We start from the raw sequence: 18877 nt of genomic DNA, 5'->3' as shown, positions 1-18877 counted from the left end.
CTGGAGGGTATCTGGGGACTTTGCGCCGCGCAGTAGGCGGAAAGTCCCCAGATGCTCGCCTACGCCTCGAGGTCCACCGTGCGGGCGGTGTCGGCCTGGACGGCGGCGCTGATGTCGTCCAGCACCGCGGGCTCGATCTTCGAGTCGACCGACAGCGCGACCAGCGCCTTGCCGCCCTTGCGGTCCCGGCTGACCTGCATGCCGGCGATGTTCACGTCGGCGTCGCCGAGGATCCGGCCGACCTGGCCGACGATGCCCGGCCGGTCCTCGTAGGTGAGGAACGCCAGGTGCGCGGCCAGCTCGATCTCGACGTCGAACCCGTCGATCTCGACCAGCCGCTCCGACTGCCGGACGCCGACCAGCGTGCCCGACACCGACACCTGGGCGCCGTCGGCGAGCGTGCCGCGCAGCGTGATCAGGTTGCGGTGCTCGGGGCTGTCGTGGTCGGTGACGAGCCGGACCTCGAGGCCCCGCTCGGCGGCCAGCAGCGGCGCGTTCACGTACGAGACGTTGTCCTCGACGACATCGGCGAAGACGCCCTTGAGCGCGGCCAGCTCGAGCACCTTGACGTCGTACTGCGTGATCTCGCCGCGGACCTCGACGTCGAGCTGCTGCGCGACGCCGCCGGCCAGCGCGGTGAAGATCCGGCCGAGCTTCTCGGTCAGCCCGATCCCCGGCCGGACGTCCTCGGCGATCACGCCGCCCTGGACGTTCACGGCGTCCGGGACCAGCTCACCCGACAGCGCGAGCCGCACCGACTTGGCGACCGCGATCCCGGCCTTCTCCTGCGCCTCGTCGGTGGACGCGCCGAGGTGCGGCGTGACGACGACGTTCTCGAACTCGAACAGCGGCGAGTCGGTGCACGGCTCGGACGCGAACACGTCCAGCCCGGCGCCGGCCACGCGCCCTTCCTTCAATGCAGAGTAAAGCGCCTGCTCGTCGACGATGCCGCCGCGGGCCGCGTTCACGATGACGACCTCGGGCTTGACCTTGTGCAGCTGCTCGTCGCCGATCAGGCCGATGGTCTCCGGGGTCTTCGGCAGGTGCACCGAGATGAAGTCACTGGTCGCCAGCAGCTCGTCCAGGGTGGCGAGCCGGACGCCCATCTGCGCGGCCCGGCCGGCCTGCACGTACGGGTCGTAGGCGATCACGTTCATGCCGAAGGCGGCCAGCCGCTGCGCGACCAGGACGCCGATCTTGCCGAGGCCGACGATGCCGACGGTCTTCTCGAACAGCTCGACACCCGAGTACTTGCTGCGCTTCCACTCGCCCTTCTTCAGCGACTCGTTCGCCGCCGGGACGCGGCGCGCGGACGCCAGCAGCAGGGCGACCGCGAGCTCGGCGGCGCTGACGATGTTGGACGTCGGCGCGTTCACGACCATCACACCGGCCTGGGTGGCGGCCTTCACGTCCACGTTGTCCAGGCCGACACCGGCCCGGGCGACGACCTTCAGCTTCTTCGCCGCGGCCAGCGCCTCGGCGTCGACCTTGGTGGCGCTACGGATCAGGATGGCGTCGACGTCGGCGATGGCCGGGAGCAGCTCGGCGCGGTCGGCGCCGTTGGTGTGCCGGATCTCGAAGTCGGGACCGAGGGCCTCGACGGTGGCCGGGCTGAGCTCTTCGGCGATCAGGACGACGGGCCGGGTTACGTCAGTCATGGAGGAATCTCCTGCAGAAGCGGTAGGGGCTCATCAAGAACAGAGCACCGCGCTGTGCCCGCTGACTCGATGGTACCGCGTCCGCGAACCGCCGCGCGGAGCGACCCGGATGCCGGTCATTAGGTGTCGCAGGCAGGTGCGCCACCCAGCGCCTTGGTAGCGTCGATGACCAGCTTGCCGCGCGACCTGACCAGGGCGAACCTCGTGTCCAGCCGGCTGCAGTTCTGGCCGCCGGCGCCTTTCGCGTTGGGCGAGTACATGACGTTGTACGCCATCCTCGCCGACGAGCCGTCCGGCGCCAGGTCGGTGATCCTGGGGTTGAAGAAGTACGTCGTCTGGTGCTTCTCCCGGTCCACGGCCTCGGTCATGCCCCTGGCGTACCTCGGCGAGTAGAGCGCCTGCAGCGCCGCGAAGTCCTGCTGGTTCTCCAGCGTCAGGTAGCTGGCGAGCAGCTGCCGCACCTCCAGCGCGAGCGGCGTACCGGCGACCTGCAGCTCCGGCGCGATGGCGCCCTGCGGACCGCGGGACTGCGGACAGTCCCCGAGAGTTCCGACCGTGACGCCCGACGGCGCCTGGGCGACGTACCCGCGGAGTTTGGTGAGGGGGACGATCGTGCTGGCCTGGACCGTGTCGCCGGTGATCAGGCCGACGAGTTCGCCGGACTTGCTGACGACCGGGCTGCCCAGCTTGGCCGCGTTCATGAACTGGCTCAGCGGCTCGGGGTCCGCCTCCGACCCGACCGCGTTGACGACCTGTTTGCCCGCGGCGGTGTAGCCCACCAGCGCACGTTCGGCCTTGGGGTCGAGGTCCGCCTCCGGCAGCCGCAGGGGCGTCTCGTCGAAGCCGATCGACTGCAGGATCGCGACGCCGTCCGCGCTGGTGGCGAGCAGGTTGGCGCGCCGGATCCGGCCGTCCGGCGCCACCACGACGATCGACTTCGGCTGGTCGACCGCCGAGGCCGCGGTCAGCACCCGCCCGTTGTCGATCAGGACGCCGGAGGCCTCACCGGTGCCGGCGCAGGTGGTCGCGAGCACCCGGACCACGGCCGGGCCGGCCGAGGTCAGCACCGCGGCGGTGTCGATCCGCAGGCTCTGCGCACGGACGTACCAGCCCGCGCCGGCGCCGCCCGCGACGATCACCAGCAGGGCGACGAACCCGGCCAGGACCCGGCCGAAGATCCACGGACCGCGCGGCTGCGGCTCGGACGGGTGCGCCGGGCGGCTCGGGGACTCCATCTGCGTGAGTGTCCCGGCGCCCGCCGGAACCCGCCGCGGCGGTCGCGGCGGGACGTTCCTGCCGTCCTCCACCGGTCACACCTCCCCCACCGTTACCACTCCACGCCAGAATCGTCACATATTGTGTCAAACGAAAGGGCCCGGACCACCCACCTGGATGGTCCGGGCCCCACGATGCGTCCGTCAGCGGGCGGCCGTGCCCTCGACGTAGTCCTCGTCGTGCGACTTGACCCACGCCATCAGACCGCGCAGCTCCTTGCCGACGGCCTCGATCGGGTGCGACTCGCTCTGCTTGCGGAACTCGGCGAACTCCGGCGCGCCGGCGTCCTGATCGGCGATGAAGCGGGCCGCGAAGGTGCCGTCGGTGATGTCGCCGAGGACCTCCTTCATCCGGGCCTTCACCGACGCGTCGATGATCCGCGGGCCGGACACGTAGTCGCCGTACTCGGCGGTGTCGGAGACCGACCAGCGCTGCTTGGCGATACCGCCTTCGTAGATCAGGTCGACGATCAGCTTGAGCTCGTGCAGGCACTCGAAGTACGCGACCTCGGGCTGGTAGCCGGCCTCGGTCAGCGTCTCGAACCCGGCCTGGATCAGCGCCGACACACCACCGCAGAGGACGGCCTGCTCACCGAACAGGTCGGTCTCGGTCTCCTCGGTGAAGGTGGTCTTGATCCCGCCGGCCCGCAGGCCGCCGATGCCCTTGGCGTACGAGAGCGCCAGGTCCCAGGCCTTGCCGGTGGCGTCCTGCTCGACCGCGACCAGGACCGGTACGCCGCGACCCTCGGAGTACTCGCGGCGGACCAGGTGACCCGGGCCCTTCGGCGCGACCATGAACACGTCGACACCCGCCGGCGGCTTGATGTAGCCGAACCGGATGTTGAAGCCGTGACCGAAGACCAGCGCGTCGCCGTCGACCAGGTTCGGCTCGATGGCCTCGGTGTAGAGCTTGCGCTGGGCCGGGTCCGGCGCCAGGACGACGATGACGTCGGCCTCCTCGCAGGCCTCGGCCGGCGTGACGACCCGCAGGCCCTGTGCCTCGGCCTTGGCGCGGCTCTTCGAGCCCTCGGGCAGGCCGACGCGGACGTCGACGCCGGAGTCGCGCAGCGAGAGCGCGTGGGCGTGGCCCTGGGAGCCATAGCCGAGCACGGCCACGTGCCGGCCCTGGATCACCGACAGGTCGGCGTTGTCGTCGTAGAACATTTCAGCAGCCACTTCGGGCACTTCTCCTTAGTGTTGATTCGGTACGGCGGCGGCGGTACGGCCCGGCGGCGGCGCCGGTACCGGGTGCGAAGGCTGGCGATCAGCAGGTCGCGCCTGCACGTTCGGGGGTCCGGACTGGACGTGCGGCGGCGGCACCGGGACCGGTCGCAGGGTGCGGTCGGAGATGGAGCGGCTGCCCCGGCCGATCGCCACCATGCCGGACTGCACCAGCTCGCGGACGCCGAAGGGTTCCAGCACCCGGAGCATGGCTTCGAGTTTCTCGGGATTGCCGGTCGCCTCGATGGTGATCGCGTCCGGTGCCACGTCCACCACCTTCGCACGGAACAGCTGGACGGTCTCCAGCACCTGTCCGCGGGTCAGGGTGTCCGCCTTGACCTTGACCAGCAGCAGTTCGCGCTGGACCGTCTGCGTGGGCTCGAGTTCGACGATCTTGATCACGTTGACGAGCTTGTTGAGCTGCTTGGTGATCTGCTCCAACGGCTGCTCGTCCACGCTGACCGCGATGGTCATCCGGGACACCTCGGGGTGCTCGGTCGGACCGACCGCGAGGGAATCGATGTTGAACCCGCGGCGTGAGATCAGCGCCGCCACCCGGGCCAGCACACCGTGCTTGTTCTCGACCAGGATCGACAGTGTGTGCTTGCTCATCACAGTTCCTCGCTGTCCCAGGTCGGTGCCATGTCGCGGGCGATCTGGATCTCGTCGTTGCTGACGCCGGCGGCGACCATCGGCCACACCATCGCGTCGCGGTGCACCACGAAGTCGACGACCACCGGCGCGTCGGTGACCGCCATCGCCTTCTCGATGGTGGCGTCGACCGAGTCCTTGTCCGAGCAGCGCAGCCCGACGCCGCCCATCGCCTCGGCCAGCTTGGCGAAGTCCGGGATCCGGGCCGAGTGCAGGTCGGTGTTGGAGTACCGCTTGTCGTAGAACAGCGTCTGCCACTGCCGGACCATGCCCAGCGACTGGTTGTTGATCACGGCAACCTTGATCGGGATGCCCTCGAGCGCGCAGGTGACCAGCTCCTGGTTGGTCATCTGGAAGCAGCCGTCGCCGTCGATCGCCCAGACGGTCTTGTCCGGCCGCGCGACCTTGGCGCCCATCGCGGCCGGCACCGCGTACCCCATGGTGCCGAGACCGCCGGAGTTCAGCCAGTGGCCGGGCTTCTCGAAGGGCAGGAAGTGCGCGGACCACATCTGGTGCTGGCCGACGCCCGCGGTGTAGACGGCGTCCGGTCCGGCGATCTCGCCGATCCGCTTGATCACGTGCTGCGGCGACAGCGTGCCGTCCTCGGGCTCGTCGTACCCGAGCGGGTAGCGCGCGCGGACCGCGTCCAGCTGCTTGCGCCAGGCGTCGTACGACGGGGTGCGGCCGGTGTTCGCGATCTCGGTGCGCAGCGCCGCGATCAGGTCGGTGATGACCTCCTTGCAGTCACCCACGATCGGCACGTCGGCGGCCCGGTTCTTGCCGATCTCGGCCGGGTCGATGTCGGCGTGGATGACCTTCGCCTCCGGGGCGAACGAGTCGAGCCGGCCGGTGACGCGGTCGTCGAACCGGGCGCCCAGGCAGATCAGCAGGTCGGACCGCTGCAGCGCGCCGACGGCGGACACCGAGCCGTGCATCCCGGGCATCCCGAAGTGCAGCTCGTGGGTGTCCGGCAGGGCGCCGCGGGCCATCAGCGTGGTGACGACGGGGATGCCGAGCAGCTCGGCGAGGTCCTTGAGCTCGACACTGGCCTGCGCGCGGATCACGCCGCCGCCGACGTACAGCACGGGCTTCTCGGCCGCGGCGATCAGGCGGGCCGCCTCCCGCACCTGCTTCGGGTGCGGGCGGGTCACCGGCCGGTAGCCGGGCAGCGACAGCTCGGTCGGCCACTGGAAGTCGACGCCCTTGGTCTGCATCGCGTCCTTGGTCACGTCGACCAGCACCGGGCCGGGCCGGCCGGTGGAGGCGATGTGGAAGGCCTCGGCGATCGTGGTGGCGATCTCGTCCGGGTCGTTGACCAGGAAGTTGTGCTTGGTGATCGGCATCGTGATGCCGCGGATGTCGGCCTCCTGGAAGGCGTCCGTGCCGATCGCGGCGCTCGCGACCTGACCGGTGATCGCCACCAGCGGCACCGAGTCCATGTACGCGTCGGCGATCGGGGTCACCAGGTTCGTGGCGCCCGGCCCGGAGGTGGCCATGCAGACGCCGACCTTGCCGGACGCCGCGGCGTACCCCTGGGCGGCGTGGCCGGCGCCCTGCTCGTGACGTACCAGGATGTGGCGGATCTGGGTCGAGTCGAGCATCGGGTCGTACGCCGGGAGGATCGCGCCGCCCGGGATGCCGAAGACGGTGTCGACCCCGGCATGTTCCAGTGCGCGGATCAGAGCCTGTGCCCCGGTCAGCTGCTCACTCATGAGTGCCTTCCCTCAGTCAGTCACGCTGTTTTGCCTAAAAAAGCTGCACTGCTCGCGACCGATCCATCCTCGCTTGTGGCCGTTGTCACTGCGCTTCCGGGTCACGGATAGTCGCATTGGCAACAAAAAACCCCTTCCGCCGGGTTGGCTGAAGGGGCGCGCTCGACTCAGTGGTCGCGTCAGTCGGCGCGCCGCACAAGTACGAGGAGAATCGATCGCATGTAGGCATTATTCGCCGACACCCGGCGACCGGGTCAAGTTGGACCCGCCCACGTCCCAGTATCTGGGACGGCCGTCTTACGAACAGCGTGTCGGTAACTTGATGCCGCCGCAATGGCTCTGTGAGGTAAATCAGTCACATACTGAGGATGCGCGCACGAAGGTTTCCACCGCCCCCTCTCCAGATCGGAGTGACCCATGCGCCTCTCGGTACGACTGCTCGTGGCGGCAGTTCTCGTCGCCCTCTGCGGATCACTGTCGCTGACCGCCACCGCGGCCGACACCCGGACGACCATCGTGAACGCCGCCAACGGCGAGATCGGCCAGCAGGAGACGCCGCCGGGCAGCAACTGCAATCCGTACGGACCGTGCGAGGCCTGGTGCGCGCACTTCGCCACCTGGACCTGGCGGCAGGCCGGCATCGACATCCCCAACTACGGCTTCACCGGCGACATCTACACGTGGGGCCAGGGCAAGAGCCGCACCCACGACGGCGACACCGGGATGCAGCCGGGCGACATCGTGCTCTACGGCACCGGTCCCGACAACACCGACACCAGCGTGCACACCGGCGTGGTCGTTGCCGTCGGCACCGACGGGAGGATCACCACGGTCGAGGGCAACTCGGACAACGAGGTGCGCAAGCACGGGCCGTTCGATCCGCAGCACGCCGAGAGCGCCGGTCGCCCCGCCGACATCTACGCCTGGGTGTCCGCGGTCTGATCCCCTGATCGAGCCGGTGCGGAACTCGTCCCCCGCACCGGCTCCCCAACTGCCTGGTCCGCGGCAGGACCTAGCATGCGAAAGGTGACTGACGATCCGTACGGCGACGAGCAGCTGGTGCATCTCTACGACCTGGACAACCCGCCCGGCGACGACCACGCGTACTACCGGGCGCTGGCCGAGGGTGCGACGAAGGTCATCGACTTCGGCTGCGGCACCGGCATGCTGACCCGCTCCCTGGCCACACCGGGCCGGGCGGTGATCGGCATCGACCCGAGCCCGACGATGCTCGGCTACGCGCGCCGGCAGCCGGGCGCCGACGCGGTCACCTGGATCGACGGCGACCACCGGGTGGTGGAGCCCGCGGGCGACGCCGATCTCGTCGTCAGCAGCGGCAACACGATGATGCACGTCGCGGACCACCGGGCCGCGGCGACCGCCCTCGCCGCCGCGCTGCGTCCCGGCGGGATGTTCGCGTTCGAGTCGCGCAACCCGGCGGCCCGCGCGTGGGCGCAGTGGACCAGCGAGGCGACGTACGGCGAACGCGACACGGCGTTCGGACATCTGAAGGAATGGCTCGAGCTGATCGAGATCGCCGGCGGGCGGGTGGTGTTCGACGCGCACAACGTGTTCCCGGACGGCCACGACGCGGTCTACCGCAACGTCTTGTACTTCCGGTCGGCCGAGGAGATCACGACCGACCTGCTGCAGGCCGGATTCACCGACGTGACGATCGACAGCGGGTGGCACGGGCAGCCGCTCACCGCGGACGCGGCGCTGCTGGTCGTCCGGGCCACGAAGTAGTCTGGCCGTACCGCGACTGGCGAGGGTGGATCACCACCAGGGAGCGAAAGTACAGGGCGTCGTCCGCCTGGGCGCCTCCGATCGACTCGGAGGTCCCGATGCGCCTGCGGTACGGAACGAACCCTCATCAGACGGCGACGCTCGAGCACCCGCCGTTCACGGTCGTCGCCGGCGAACCGTCGTACATCAACATCCTCGACGCCCTGACCGGCTGGCAACTGGTGCGGGAGGCCGCGCACACGCTCGGAAAGCCGGCCGCTGCGTCGTACAAGCACGTCTCCCCCGCCGGCGCAGCCATCGGCGAGACGGCGGCGGAGGCATACACCCGGGCCCGCGACGCCGACCCGAAGTCGTCGTACGGCGACTTCGTGGCGGTCTCGCATCCGGTCGACCTCGAGCTGGCCGCGGTGCTGAAACGGGTCGTGTCGGACGGGATCATCGCGCCCGGGTACGACGAGGGCGTCGTCGAGATCCTGGCCGCGAAGAAGCGCGGGACCTACCTCGTGCTGGAGGTCGACCCGGCTTTCGAACCGCCCGCGGAGGAGGTCCGCGAGCTGTTCGGGGTCCGGCTGTCGCAGACGCGCGACGCACGGCCGTTGACCCGGGACCTGCTGGCCGACGAGGTGCCGGACGCCGCCGCGCGTGATCTGCTGCTGGGCATGATCGTCGCCCGGTACACCCAGTCCAACACCGTCGTGTTCGTGAAGGACGGGATGACGATCGGGGTCGGCGCCGGGCAGCAGTCACGGGTGGACTGCACCCGCCTCGCCGGCGAGAAGGCGACGCTGTGGTGGGCCCGCCACTCGGCCGATCCGCTGACCGGCGTGTCGATGGTCTCCGACGGCGCGTTGCCGTTCACCGACAACGTGGTGGAGGCCCAGCGCTACGGCGTCGCGCAGATCGCCGAGCCGGCCGGTTCGATCCGCTCACCCGAGGTCGCGGCAGCCTGTACGGCGGCCGGGATCACCTGGTCCCCGACCGGCGTACGGCTGTTCCGCCATTGATCACGGCACTGATCAGGGGGCCGAGCCGACCTTCTCCCTGGGGGCCGGGGGTGCCGGCGGCGGCCCGCCCTCGAGCTGGATGTCGGGCACGATGCGGTCCAGCCAGCGCGGCAGCCACCAGGCCCGCGGGCCGAGCAGTGTCATCACGGACGGGACCAGGATCATCCTGACGATGCTGGCGTCGATCAGGACGGCCACGGCCATGCCGACCGCCAGCATCTTCACCGTCGGGTCGTCGTCCAGGACGAAGCTCAGGAAGACCACGACCATGATCGCGGCCGCGGTGGTGATCACCCGCGCCGTCGCGCCGATCCCGATCGCCACCGCGCGGTGGCTGTCCCGGGTCGCGATCCAGGCCTCGTGCACCCGGGACAGCAGGAACACCTCGTAGTCCATCGACAGCCCGAACACGATCGCGAACATCAGCATCGGCACGAACGACGGGATCGGCACCTTCTCGTCGATGCCGACCAGCGACGATCCCCAGCCCCACTGGAAGACCGCGACGATCACCCCGTACGCGGCCCCGACCGACAACAGGTTGAGGATCGCGGCCTTCACCCCGATCAGCAGCGAGCGGAACGCGACCGTCAGCAGCACGAACGCGAGCAGCACCACGGCCCCGATCAGCCACGGCATCCGGCCGCCCACCTTCTCGGTGAAGTCGACGTACCCGGCGGTGGTGCCGACGACGTACGTCGGTTCCTTCTGGGCGGGCAGCACGTCGTCGCGGATCCGGCTGATCAGGTCCTCGGTCTCGGCCGACGACGGCGACGTGGTCGGGACGACGTTGATGATCGCGGTCGTCCCGGCGCTGTTCGTGGTCGGCTGCTGGACGGCGGCCACGCCCGGGGTCGTCTGCAGCGTCGACGCGAGCCCGCTGAGCACCGACTGCTTGTCGGCCGGACTCACCGACTCGAGCTGGACGACGACCGTCAGCGGACCGTTGGCCCCCGGACCGAAGCCCTGCGCGATCAGGTCGTACGCCTTGCGGCTGGAGTCCTCGGCCGGGTCGGTACCGGCGTCGAGCTGGCCGAGGTTCATCGACAGCAGCGGGATCGCCAGCACGAGCAGCACCACCGTGGCGGCGATGCCCCACGGCCAGGGCCGGGCGCTCACCATGCGCCCCCAGCGCGCGAACGCGCTCTGCTCGTGTTTGGCGTCCCGGCGTTCGTGTTCCTCCGCGCGGTGCTCGGCGATCGCCGACTCGTCCGCGAGACCGGCCTCGAGCTCGCGTTCCTCGGCGAGGTGATGCCGGTCCTTGCGGTTCAGGACCATCAGCTTCGCGAGTCCCAGCAGGGCGGGGATCAGCGTCAGCGCGGCCAGCACCGTGACGGCGACCACGATCGCCGACGACAGCCCGAGCGCGCCGACGAACGGTACGCCGGATACGTACAGGCCGAGGATCGCGATCACGACCGTCCCGCCCGCGACCAGGATCGCCGCACCGGAGGTGGACGCGGCCCGTCCCGCCGACTCGCCCACGCTCATCCCGTCGTCCAGCTGCTCACGATGGCGTGACACCAGGAAGAGTCCGTAGTCGATCGCGACCCCGAGGCCGAGCAACGTCGCGACCGTCGGCGCGGACACCGGGAACTGCTTCACGGCCGCCAGCAGGCCGAGGATCGCCAGTCCGCCGCCGACGCTGAAGACCGCCGCCAGCAGCGGGAGTCCGGCCGCGACGATCGACCGGAACATCAGGAACAGCAGTACCAGCGCGAGTCCGAGGCCGATCGCCTCCGACAACAGGTCGTCGGCCTGTTTCCCGATCTGCCCGGCGCCGCCGCCGTACTCGACCTGGAGGCCGGCCGCGCGGGCCGGCCCGACCGCCGCGTCGAGCTTGTCCAGGTACGAACTGTCGAGCGAGGCCGGGACCACCGAGAACGAGACCGGCGCGTTCACGATGCTGCCGTCCTTGGAGATGTACGCCGCCTGCGAGGTCGCCAGCGGGTCCACGGCGCTGACCACGTCGGGCAGTTCGGCGACCGCGTCCATCGACGACTTGACCTGCGCCGCGTGTTCGGCCACGGTGCCGGTCTTCGCGTGGAACACGATCGAGCCCGAGTAGCCGCCGGCGGTGCTGAAGTCCTTGTTCAGGATGTTCAAACCAGCGGATGACTCACTGCCCGGAACGGTGTAGTTGTTGACATAGGTGCCGCCGAACGCCGACTTGAGGCCGAACAGCCCGACGACGACCACCAGCCAGCCGGCGATCACGAACCAGTGGAAATGTGCCGCTCCGCGCCCGAGCCGGTGCAGAAACGCATGCATAGGGTGCCCCTCCCCCCGGGCACCCCCCAGCGACGGCCCGACCGTCGGCCCCCATCGGCGAATCTAGAACTGACCGGTCCGGGCCACAACCCCTCGGCGCGGACGGTCACGGACTGTTCTCAGTCGCTGGCGTTGAGCAGGTAGGAGCCCGAGGCAACGGCATTGCGGACCTCGGCGGCGGTTCGCTCCGCGTCGAGCCGGGTGGTGTCGAGTGCGTGCGGCTCCAACGGGCCGAGGTCCGCGAAGGCGCCGTGCAGACCGGTGAGTGCGTCGACGTCGGTCAGCTCGGGCTGCGGCCGGGCCTGCCCGCGCCGCAACGTCGTCCCGAGATCCGGGCGCAGGACGACGTACGACATCGTCCACGTGCCGGTCGCGGCCGCAGCCCGGAACGGTGGCAGGAACCACGGACCGATGACCCCGTCCACCACCACGTCGTACCCGCCGCGGGCATAGACGGCGACGGTCGCGACGATCGCGTCGACGACCACCTCGTTCTGGTGTTGCGCGCCGGGCAGGTACGGCGCGACGAACCCGGTGCGGATGCCGCGGTAGAACTCGTCGGTGGTCAGGTGCATGGTCGGCCGTGACGCGTCGGTCGCGACGAGGCGCGCCACGGTCGTCTTACCGGATCCGGACGGCCCGGTCAGCAGGAGGACGTTGCTCATGCCGCCCGACGCTAACCAAGCGGCGCCCGGAAGTGCAGTCTTTTGTTTTCGGGCGTCAGCCGCCCGCGACGCTGGGCAGGATCAGCAGCTCGTCGCCGTCGCTGAGCGGCGTCCGCACCCCGTCGAGATCGCGGATGTTGTCGTCGCCCAGGTAGATGTTGACGTGCCGGCGGATCGCGCCCCGCTCGTCGGTCAGCCGCCGGCGCAGCGGTGCATCGAGCGCGGCGAACGCCTCGGCCACGGTCTTGGCCTCGACTTCCACGCGCTCGGCGCCGCCCGCGAACGGACGGAGCACCGTGGGCAGGCGGACGCCGATCATCCGACCACCGCGGCGCGCACGGTCAGGACGTCGGGCAGGTGGCGGGCGACCTCGGTCCAGCTGTCGCCGGCGTCGGCGCTCGCGTAGACGCAGCCGTCCCGCGTGCCGACGTACACCCCGGCGGGGTCGGCGGTGTCGGTCGACATCGCGTCCCGCAGCACCGGGGCGTAGGAGATGTCGGGCAGTCCGGCGGACAGCGGCTCCCAGGTGCTGCCGGCGTCGCGGGACCGGTAGACCCGGCATTTCGCCTCGGTGGGGATCCGGTTCGCGTCCGCGATCAGCGGGAACACGTACACGGTCTCGGGCTCGTGCGGGTGCACGACGATCGGGAACCCGAAGTCCGACGGCAGGCCGTCCGCGATCGACTTCCAGATCCCGCCGGCGTCGTCCGACCGGTACACGCCGTGGTGGTTCTGCGCGAACATCCGCTCGGGCGCGTCGGGGTGCGCGGCCAGTTTGTGGACGCATTGCCCGAACTCCGGATACGGGTCCGGGAAGAACTTCGCCTGGATCCCCTGGTTCGCCGGCGACCAGGTCGCGCCGCCGTCGGTGGTCCGGTAGACGCCGCCGGTCGACATCGCCACGCTCATCCGGTCGGGGTCGGTCGAGTGCGGCAGCACGGTGTGGATCGCCGCGCCACCGAACCCGGCGCCCCACTCCGACCGGTGCGGGTGGTCCCACAGGCCGCGGACCAGCTCGAACGTCACTCCGCCGTCGGTCGACTTCCACAGCGCCTGCGGCTCGGAGCCGGCGTACACAACGCCAGGTTGACCGGCCGGCCCCGGCTGGATCTGCCAGACGCGCTCCAGCGACGCGTCGGCGTCCTCCGGGAACCCGATCGAGCCCTCCGGCGGCTCAGCCCAGCTCTTGCCGAGATCGTCGGAGTGGAAGACCGCGGGACCCCAGTGCTCACTGGTGCCGCCGACGAACAGGCGGGGCCGGTCGCCACGGGTGTCGATGCCCACGGCGTACACACCCTGCATCTCGAACTCGGGCACCGGTCCGTCCAGCTGCCAGTCCTTGCGGGCAGCGTCGCTCCGGCCGATCCAGAGCCCTTTCTTGGTCCCGATCAGCAGTACGGCGTCGGACATCGTCGTCCTCCTCCTAGCGTGTCCTAGCGTGGCGGCCCCGCCACGACATTGATCAACGGTTCCCCGGACGCGTAGCGCTGCAACTGCGCCCGCACCAGCCGCGCGACCCGCGGCGCGAACGCCGTCGAGGCGCCGCCGCGGTGCGGGTTGACCAGCACGTTCGGAGCAGACCACAGCGGATGTCCGGCGGGCAACGGCTCGGGATCGGTCACGTCGAGCGCGGCCCGCAGCCGCCGCGTCCCGAGCTCGGCGAGCAAGGCATCGGTGTCCACGACGATGCCGCGCGCCACATTCACCAGCAGCGCGCCGTCCTTCATCGACGCCAGGAACTTCGCGTCCACCATCCGCTTGGTCTCCGGCGTCGCGGGCGTCAGCAGCACCACGACGTCCGCGCGCGGCAACAGCGCCGGCAACTCCGCGATCGGGTGCACACCGTCCCGCGCCCGCCGCGCGACCCGGATCACGTCGCACTCGAAACCGGTCAGCCGCCGCTCGAGCGCCTCGCCGATCGCGCCGTACCCCAGGATCAGCACCGTGCGGTCGGCGAGCGAGTCGTCGACCTCGTCGTACGACCCCGGCCAGACCTCGCGCTCCTGGTCACGGACCGCACGCGGCAGGTTCCGGTACGACGCCAGGATCAGGCCGACCGCCAGCTCGGCCGTGGACGCGTCGTGGACGCCCCGCGCGTTGCACAAGGTGACACCGTCGGCGAGCCGGGACTGCACGTGCTCGAACCCGGCCGTCTGCAGCTGCACGACCTTCAGCGCCGGCATGTCGCGGACGACGTCGAACACGTCGCCGCCGCCCATGTAGCTGGGCACGTAGAACTCCACCTCGTCGAGCGACTTCGGCCGCTCGCCGCCGGAGTAGACGTCCACGTCGAACCCGCCGGGCACCCCGCCGAGGAACCTGTCCGGGTCCTCCCACGGAAGCCATGCCTTCACCACGTCAGCCATGACCCCGAACCTACTCGGGTTCGTGGACAGTTTTGAACTCCGGTGCCGCAGCGCGTCCGTCGTCGTACTCTGGATCGGTGCCTTCGACATCGGACAGGGCGGTGGTGGTCGCGCACGATCAGGCCGTCGGGCGGCTGCGGGCGTCGTACGAACTGATCCCGCCGGGCGAGCCCGTCCGGCTGGCGAAGCGCAGTTCCAACCTGTTCCGGCCGCGGACCGCGGTCGACCGTCCCGGGCTGGACGTGTCGAAGCTGACCGGCGTGATCGGCGTCGACCCGGACGCGCGCACGGCCGACGTCCAGGGCATGTGCACGTACGAGGACCTGGTCGCGGCGACGCTCCCGCACGGCCTGACGCCGATGGTCGTGCCGCAGCTGAAGACCATCACGCTCGGCGGCGCGGTCACCGGGCTCGGCATCGAGTCGTCGTCGTTCCGTGCCGGGCTGCCGCACGAGTCGGTGCTCGAGCTGGACGTGCTGACCGGGTCCGGCGCGCTGGTCACGGCGCGCCCCGAGGGCGAGCACGCCGACCTGTTCCGGATGTTCCCGAACTCCTACGGCACGCTCGGGTACGCGACCCGGCTGCGGATCGAGCTCGACCGCATCTCGCCGTACGTCGCACTCCGGCACGTCCGGCTCGGTCTCGACGCGCTGGCGCCGGCCGTCGACGAGATCGTTGCCTCCGGCACGTACGACGGCGAGCCGGTGCACTTCGTCGACGGCGTCGCGTTCAGCCCGTCCGAGGCGTACCTGACGCTCGGCCGCAACAGCGACGCCGCCGTCCGCGCGAGCGACTACACAGGTCAGCAGATCTACTACCGGTCGATCCAGCAGCGGCAGACGGACTTCCTCAGCGCCCACGACTACCTGTGGCGCTGGGACACCGACTGGTTCTGGTGCTCCGCGGCGTTCGGCGTGCAGAAACCCCTCGTACGGCGGCTGTGGCCTCGTCGCTGGCGACGCAGCGACGTGTTCCACAAGATCGTCGGCTTCGAGAACCGGCACCACGTCGCCGCCCGGCTGAACCGCCGCCGCGGCAACCCGGACCGCGAGCGCGTGGTGCAGGACGTGGAGATCCCGGTGGCGCGGTTGGCGGACTTCCTGCGCTGGTTCGACGCCGAGGTGGGGATGCGGCCGGTCTGGCTCTGCCCGCTGCGGCTGCGCGGCTCGACGTCCTGGCCGCTGTATCCGCTGAAGCCCGGCGAGACGTACGTCAACGTCGGCTTCTGGGGCACCGTCCCGATCGCGCCCGGCGCGGCCGACGGCGACGTGAACCGGCGGATCGAGCAGGCCGTCACCGACTTCGGCGGCCACAAGTCGCTGTACTCGGACGCCTATTACGACCGTGAGACCTTCGACCGGCTCTACAACGTCGCAGCGCTGGACGAGGTGAAGAAACGCTACGACCCGGACGCCCGGCTCACCGGGCTCTACGAAAAGGCGGTGACGCGCCGATGACGACGCTCGCGACCCAGCAGGTATCGATCGCCGAAGCCCTCACGACCGTGATCCCGGACGGCCTGCCGTTCCGGTTCTCGGCGTACGACGGCAGTGCGGCCGGCCCTTCGGACTCGGCCATTCACATGCATCTGGCCAACGAGCGCGGGCTGTCGTACATCCTGACCGCGCCCGGCGACCTCGGAATGGTCCGTGCGTACGTGATGGGCGACCTGGAGATCACCGGCGTCCACCCGGGCAACCCGTACGACCTGATGCGGCTCATCCTCGACCAGTTCCACTTCCACCGGCCGAAGGCGGCCGAGGCCGTCCGCATCCTGCGCAGCCTCGGCTGGAGTCACCTCAAGCCGCCGCCTCCCCCGCCGCAGGAACACCTGCCCAAGTGGCGCCGGACGTTCGAGGGGTTGCGGCACTCCAAGGCGCGGGACAAGTCCGCGATCCACCACCACTACGACGTGTCGAACACGTTCTACGAGTGGGTGCTCGGTCCGTCGATGACGTACACGTGCGCGGTGTTCCCGACCGCGGACGCCTCACTGGAAGAGGCGCAGTACGAGAAGTACGACCTGGTCGCGCGCAAGCTCGACCTGAAGCCCGGCATGCGGCTGCTCGACGTCGGTTGCGGGTGGGGCGGCATGGTCCGGCACGCGGCCCGCGAGTACGGCGTCACCGCGCTCGGCGTGACACTGTCTGCCGCGCAGGCCGAGTGGGCCGCCCAGGCGATCAAGCGGGACGGGCTGGAGGACCGCGCCGAGGTGCGGTTCCTGGACTACCGCGACGTCCCCGAGTACGACTTCGACGCGATCAGCTCGATCGGCCTGACCGAGCACATCGGCGTCCGGAACTACCCGTCGTACTTCGGCTTCCTGCACGACCGGCTGAAGCCGGGCGGCCGGCTGCTCAACCACTGCATCACCAGGCCGGACAACCGGTTCCGCAACACCGGCGCGTTCATCGACCGCTACATCTTCCCCGACGGCGAACTGATCGGCTCCGGCCGCATCATCGCCGAGGCCCAGGACGCCGGCTTCGAGGTCCGCCACGAGGAGAACCTCCGCGAGCACTACGCCCTCACGCTGACCGCCTGGAACGAGAACCTCGTCGCCCACTGGGACGAGGCCGTCGCCGAGGTCGGCCCCGCCACCGCCAAGATCTGGGGCCTCTACCTGGCCGCCAGCCGAGCCGGCTTCGAACACAACACGATCCAACTCCACCAGGTCCTCGCCGCAAAACCCGACCACCGCGGCAACTCCCACTTCCCGCTACGACCTACCTGGTGACGTCCTTTGCATCAAGTCCGGGCGGATTTGGCATTGGACCGGGGCGGTCTGGGCGCGTGACGGTGGAGGCGTGACTGTCGAGTTCGGGGTTCTGGTCGATGTCCGTGAGGAAGGAGCGGGGTACTCCGCGGAGCGAATCGAGGAGGTGGTGCTCGCCGACCGGCTCAGTTTCGACGGAGCCTGGCTGCCCGAGCACCACCTGACCCCTGACGGCATGCTGCCGTCGCCACTGGTGATGGCCGGCGTGCTGGCCGCGCGGACTTCCCGGATCCGGATTGGCACCAACGTGCTCGTGTTGCCCTTGCACCACCCACTGCGCGTGGCCGAGGACGCCGCCGTACGCGATCTGGTCTCGGGCGGGCGATTCGTACTCGGCGTCGGCCAGGGATACGCCGAACGAGAGTTCACCACCTTCGGCGCCGACCGCCGCCGCCGCGGCGCCCTGCTCGAAGAGGGCATCGCCGTCCTCAGAGGCGCCTGGTCCGGCCGCCTAGGCGTCACACCACGCCCGCAATGCCACATCCCTGTGTGGACCGCCGGCGTAACCGCCCCCGGCCTCCGCAGAGCCGCCCGCCTGGGTGACGGCATCATCGTCTACTGCGCCACACCCTCCGATCTCATCGCCCGCCGCCAGTTGCTGGACGAGGTCGCCCCCGGGCCGACCCCACTCATCTGCACCAGCATCCTGCACGTGGACGACGACCCCGACCGAGCCTGGTCCGACGCCTCCCCCGGCATCGCCTACCTGGAAGGTGAGATCGCCTCCTACAGCAACACCGAACTGGCCCCACTCCACCGCAAGAACTATCTGGTCGGCACACCAGAGGACGTAGCGGCTCGCCTCCTGCACCTACACGCCGCAATCCACTTCACCCAGTTCGCCCACTGGCTACGCGTACCGAAGATGTCCCACGAGGCAGCTGTACGGTCCCTCAAGCTGTTCGCATCACGCGTAGCGCCCGCTGTACGTCGCGCCCTACCGCCCGACTGATCTCAGTCCAGCTCGAACCTGATCCAGTCGCTCCCGCCCAACGACGCAACACCAAGAGTCTGGAGACGCCTGGCCCCGTCGGTGTACAGGTAGGCGTCGACCCTGGACCGTACGCCGTTCACCGTGTTCACCTGCCACGCATCGGCCCTGAGGGACTCCGCGGCCCGGACGACCAGCTCGCGCCCGAACCTCATCGCATTCCGATCCCGGGTCGTCGCCCCGACCTCGGCACTGAACCACAACTCCCCGCCCGGACCGCCGGCGACCTGAGCAACCCGGTACTCCGGAAAGAAGTATTCAGCAACGACACCGAACTCCGCAGTTTCATGCCACCGGAGGATCCAATCGCTGATCTCCCCGAAGGCGCGTGAAACGAAAGACTCAGCCTCACGCTCCGCACCTACCGTGGTTCCTTCGGCGACTCGTCGACCGAGTCGACGAACGAGCAAATGTCGTCGAGCGCGTCGTCGGCCGTGCCAACGAGGACGGGATCCGTTGCCAGTTCGGAGAGGCGTGCACGAACTCGGCAGTCGTGCAACTCGACAACACAGCCTGAATCCACTCGCGATCAGTCGAGTTGT

General features: G+C 69.9%; 16 protein-coding genes, 1 pseudogene and 1 riboswitch. Of the genes and pseudogenes, 6 read left to right on the top strand and 11 right to left on the bottom strand.

What is annotated here, in order from left to right; all coding sequences use genetic code 11:
* Positions 1-59: 59 nt before the first annotated feature.
* From serA to ABZW60_RS32390, 5 genes and pseudogenes are all read right to left on the bottom strand, one after another.
* Complete coding sequence (gene serA / locus ABZW60_RS32410; protein ID WP_355483342.1) at positions 60-1658, bottom strand: phosphoglycerate dehydrogenase; 1599 nt, start codon at positions 1656-1658, stop codon at positions 60-62.
* A gap of 119 nt (positions 1659-1777) precedes the next feature.
* On the bottom strand, positions 1778-2893 hold the full coding sequence (locus ABZW60_RS32405) for a serine protease (protein ID WP_355483340.1): 1116 nt from the start codon (positions 2891-2893) through the stop codon (positions 1778-1780).
* A gap of 183 nt (positions 2894-3076) precedes the next feature.
* Positions 3077-4096 (bottom strand): ketol-acid reductoisomerase, encoded by a 1020-nt coding sequence (ilvC, locus tag ABZW60_RS32400; protein ID WP_355483769.1) that lies wholly within the window; start codon positions 4094-4096, stop codon positions 3077-3079.
* Positions 4097-4261: 165 nt separating this feature from the next.
* Positions 4262-4765, bottom strand: a pseudogene (gene ilvN, locus ABZW60_RS32395) (acetolactate synthase small subunit); the annotation flags it as partial.
* Complete coding sequence (locus tag ABZW60_RS32390) at positions 4765-6516, bottom strand: acetolactate synthase large subunit (protein WP_355483338.1); 1752 nt, start codon at positions 6514-6516, stop codon at positions 4765-4767. The pseudogene ilvN and the gene ABZW60_RS32390, both read right to left, overlap by 1 nt.
* A 417-nt stretch (positions 6517-6933) precedes the next feature.
* On the opposite strand from ABZW60_RS32390, the gene ABZW60_RS32385 reads away from it, so the two are divergent.
* The 3 genes from ABZW60_RS32385 to ABZW60_RS32375 all read left to right on the top strand — a co-directional run bounded on the left by ABZW60_RS32385 (position 6934) and on the right by ABZW60_RS32375 (position 9266).
* Positions 6934-7458 carry a CHAP domain-containing protein gene (locus tag ABZW60_RS32385; RefSeq protein ID WP_355483336.1) on the top strand — a complete coding sequence of 175 codons (525 nt, stop codon included), beginning with the start codon at positions 6934-6936 and terminating at the stop codon, positions 7456-7458.
* A gap of 75 nt (positions 7459-7533) precedes the next feature.
* Positions 7534-8262 carry a class I SAM-dependent methyltransferase gene (locus tag ABZW60_RS32380; protein ID WP_355483334.1) on the top strand — a complete coding sequence of 243 codons (729 nt, stop codon included), beginning with the start codon at positions 7534-7536 and terminating at the stop codon, positions 8260-8262.
* A gap of 5 nt (positions 8263-8267) precedes the next feature.
* A riboswitch (ZMP/ZTP riboswitch) is annotated at positions 8268-8342 on the top strand.
* 18 nt (positions 8343-8360) lie between these two features.
* On the top strand, positions 8361-9266 hold the full coding sequence (locus ABZW60_RS32375) for a 5-aminoimidazole-4-carboxamide ribonucleotide transformylase (protein WP_355483332.1): 906 nt from the start codon (positions 8361-8363) through the stop codon (positions 9264-9266).
* Positions 9267-9278: 12 nt separating this feature from the next.
* Here ABZW60_RS32375 and ABZW60_RS32370 read toward each other — a convergent pair whose 3' ends face one another.
* From ABZW60_RS32370 to ABZW60_RS32350, 5 genes are all read right to left on the bottom strand, one after another.
* The gene (locus ABZW60_RS32370; protein WP_355483330.1) at positions 9279-11537 is read right to left on the bottom strand and encodes an MMPL family transporter; all 2259 of its coding nucleotides are present in this window, start codon (positions 11535-11537) and stop codon (positions 9279-9281) included.
* 119 nt (positions 11538-11656) lie between these two features.
* Positions 11657-12202, bottom strand: coding sequence for an AAA family ATPase (locus ABZW60_RS32365; protein ID WP_355483328.1), 546 nt, complete (start codon positions 12200-12202; stop codon positions 11657-11659).
* A 55-nt stretch (positions 12203-12257) separates the two neighbouring features.
* Positions 12258-12521 carry a MoaD/ThiS family protein gene (locus ABZW60_RS32360; protein ID WP_355483326.1) on the bottom strand — a complete coding sequence of 88 codons (264 nt, stop codon included), beginning with the start codon at positions 12519-12521 and terminating at the stop codon, positions 12258-12260.
* Positions 12518-13612: an exo-alpha-sialidase gene (locus tag ABZW60_RS32355; protein ID WP_355483324.1), complete on the bottom strand. Its 1095-nt coding sequence runs from the start codon at positions 13610-13612 to the stop codon at positions 12518-12520. Before ABZW60_RS32355 ends, ABZW60_RS32360 begins: the two co-directional genes overlap by 4 nt.
* 23 nt (positions 13613-13635) lie before the next feature.
* Positions 13636-14568, bottom strand: a complete 933-nt coding sequence (locus ABZW60_RS32350; protein ID WP_355483321.1) for a 2-hydroxyacid dehydrogenase — start codon at positions 14566-14568, stop codon at positions 13636-13638.
* A gap of 77 nt (positions 14569-14645) precedes the next feature.
* Between ABZW60_RS32350 and ABZW60_RS32345 the strand changes: the two genes are divergently transcribed.
* The 3 genes from ABZW60_RS32345 to ABZW60_RS32335 all read left to right on the top strand — a co-directional run bounded on the left by ABZW60_RS32345 (position 14646) and on the right by ABZW60_RS32335 (position 18296).
* Positions 14646-16025 carry an FAD-binding oxidoreductase gene (locus tag ABZW60_RS32345; protein ID WP_355483319.1) on the top strand — a complete coding sequence of 460 codons (1380 nt, stop codon included), beginning with the start codon at positions 14646-14648 and terminating at the stop codon, positions 16023-16025.
* Positions 16022-17305: a cyclopropane-fatty-acyl-phospholipid synthase family protein gene (locus ABZW60_RS32340; protein WP_355483317.1), complete on the top strand. Its 1284-nt coding sequence runs from the start codon at positions 16022-16024 to the stop codon at positions 17303-17305. The genes ABZW60_RS32345 and ABZW60_RS32340 overlap by 4 nt, the downstream gene beginning before the upstream one ends.
* Before the next feature lie 70 nt (positions 17306-17375).
* A complete protein-coding gene (locus tag ABZW60_RS32335) occupies positions 17376-18296 on the top strand; it encodes an LLM class flavin-dependent oxidoreductase (RefSeq protein WP_355483315.1) in 921 nt (306 codons plus the stop codon).
* A gap of 2 nt (positions 18297-18298) precedes the next feature.
* On the opposite strand, the gene ABZW60_RS32330 is transcribed toward ABZW60_RS32335, so the two are convergent.
* On the bottom strand, positions 18299-18490 hold the full coding sequence (locus tag ABZW60_RS32330) for a hypothetical protein (protein WP_355483314.1): 192 nt from the start codon (positions 18488-18490) through the stop codon (positions 18299-18301).
* Positions 18491-18877: the final 387 nt, after the last annotated feature.

Source organism: Kribbella sp. NPDC003557, assembly GCF_040610805.1.
GTDB lineage: Bacteria > Actinomycetota > Actinomycetes > Propionibacteriales > Kribbellaceae > Kribbella.
This window is presented reverse-complemented; position numbering and strand designations above follow the sequence as displayed.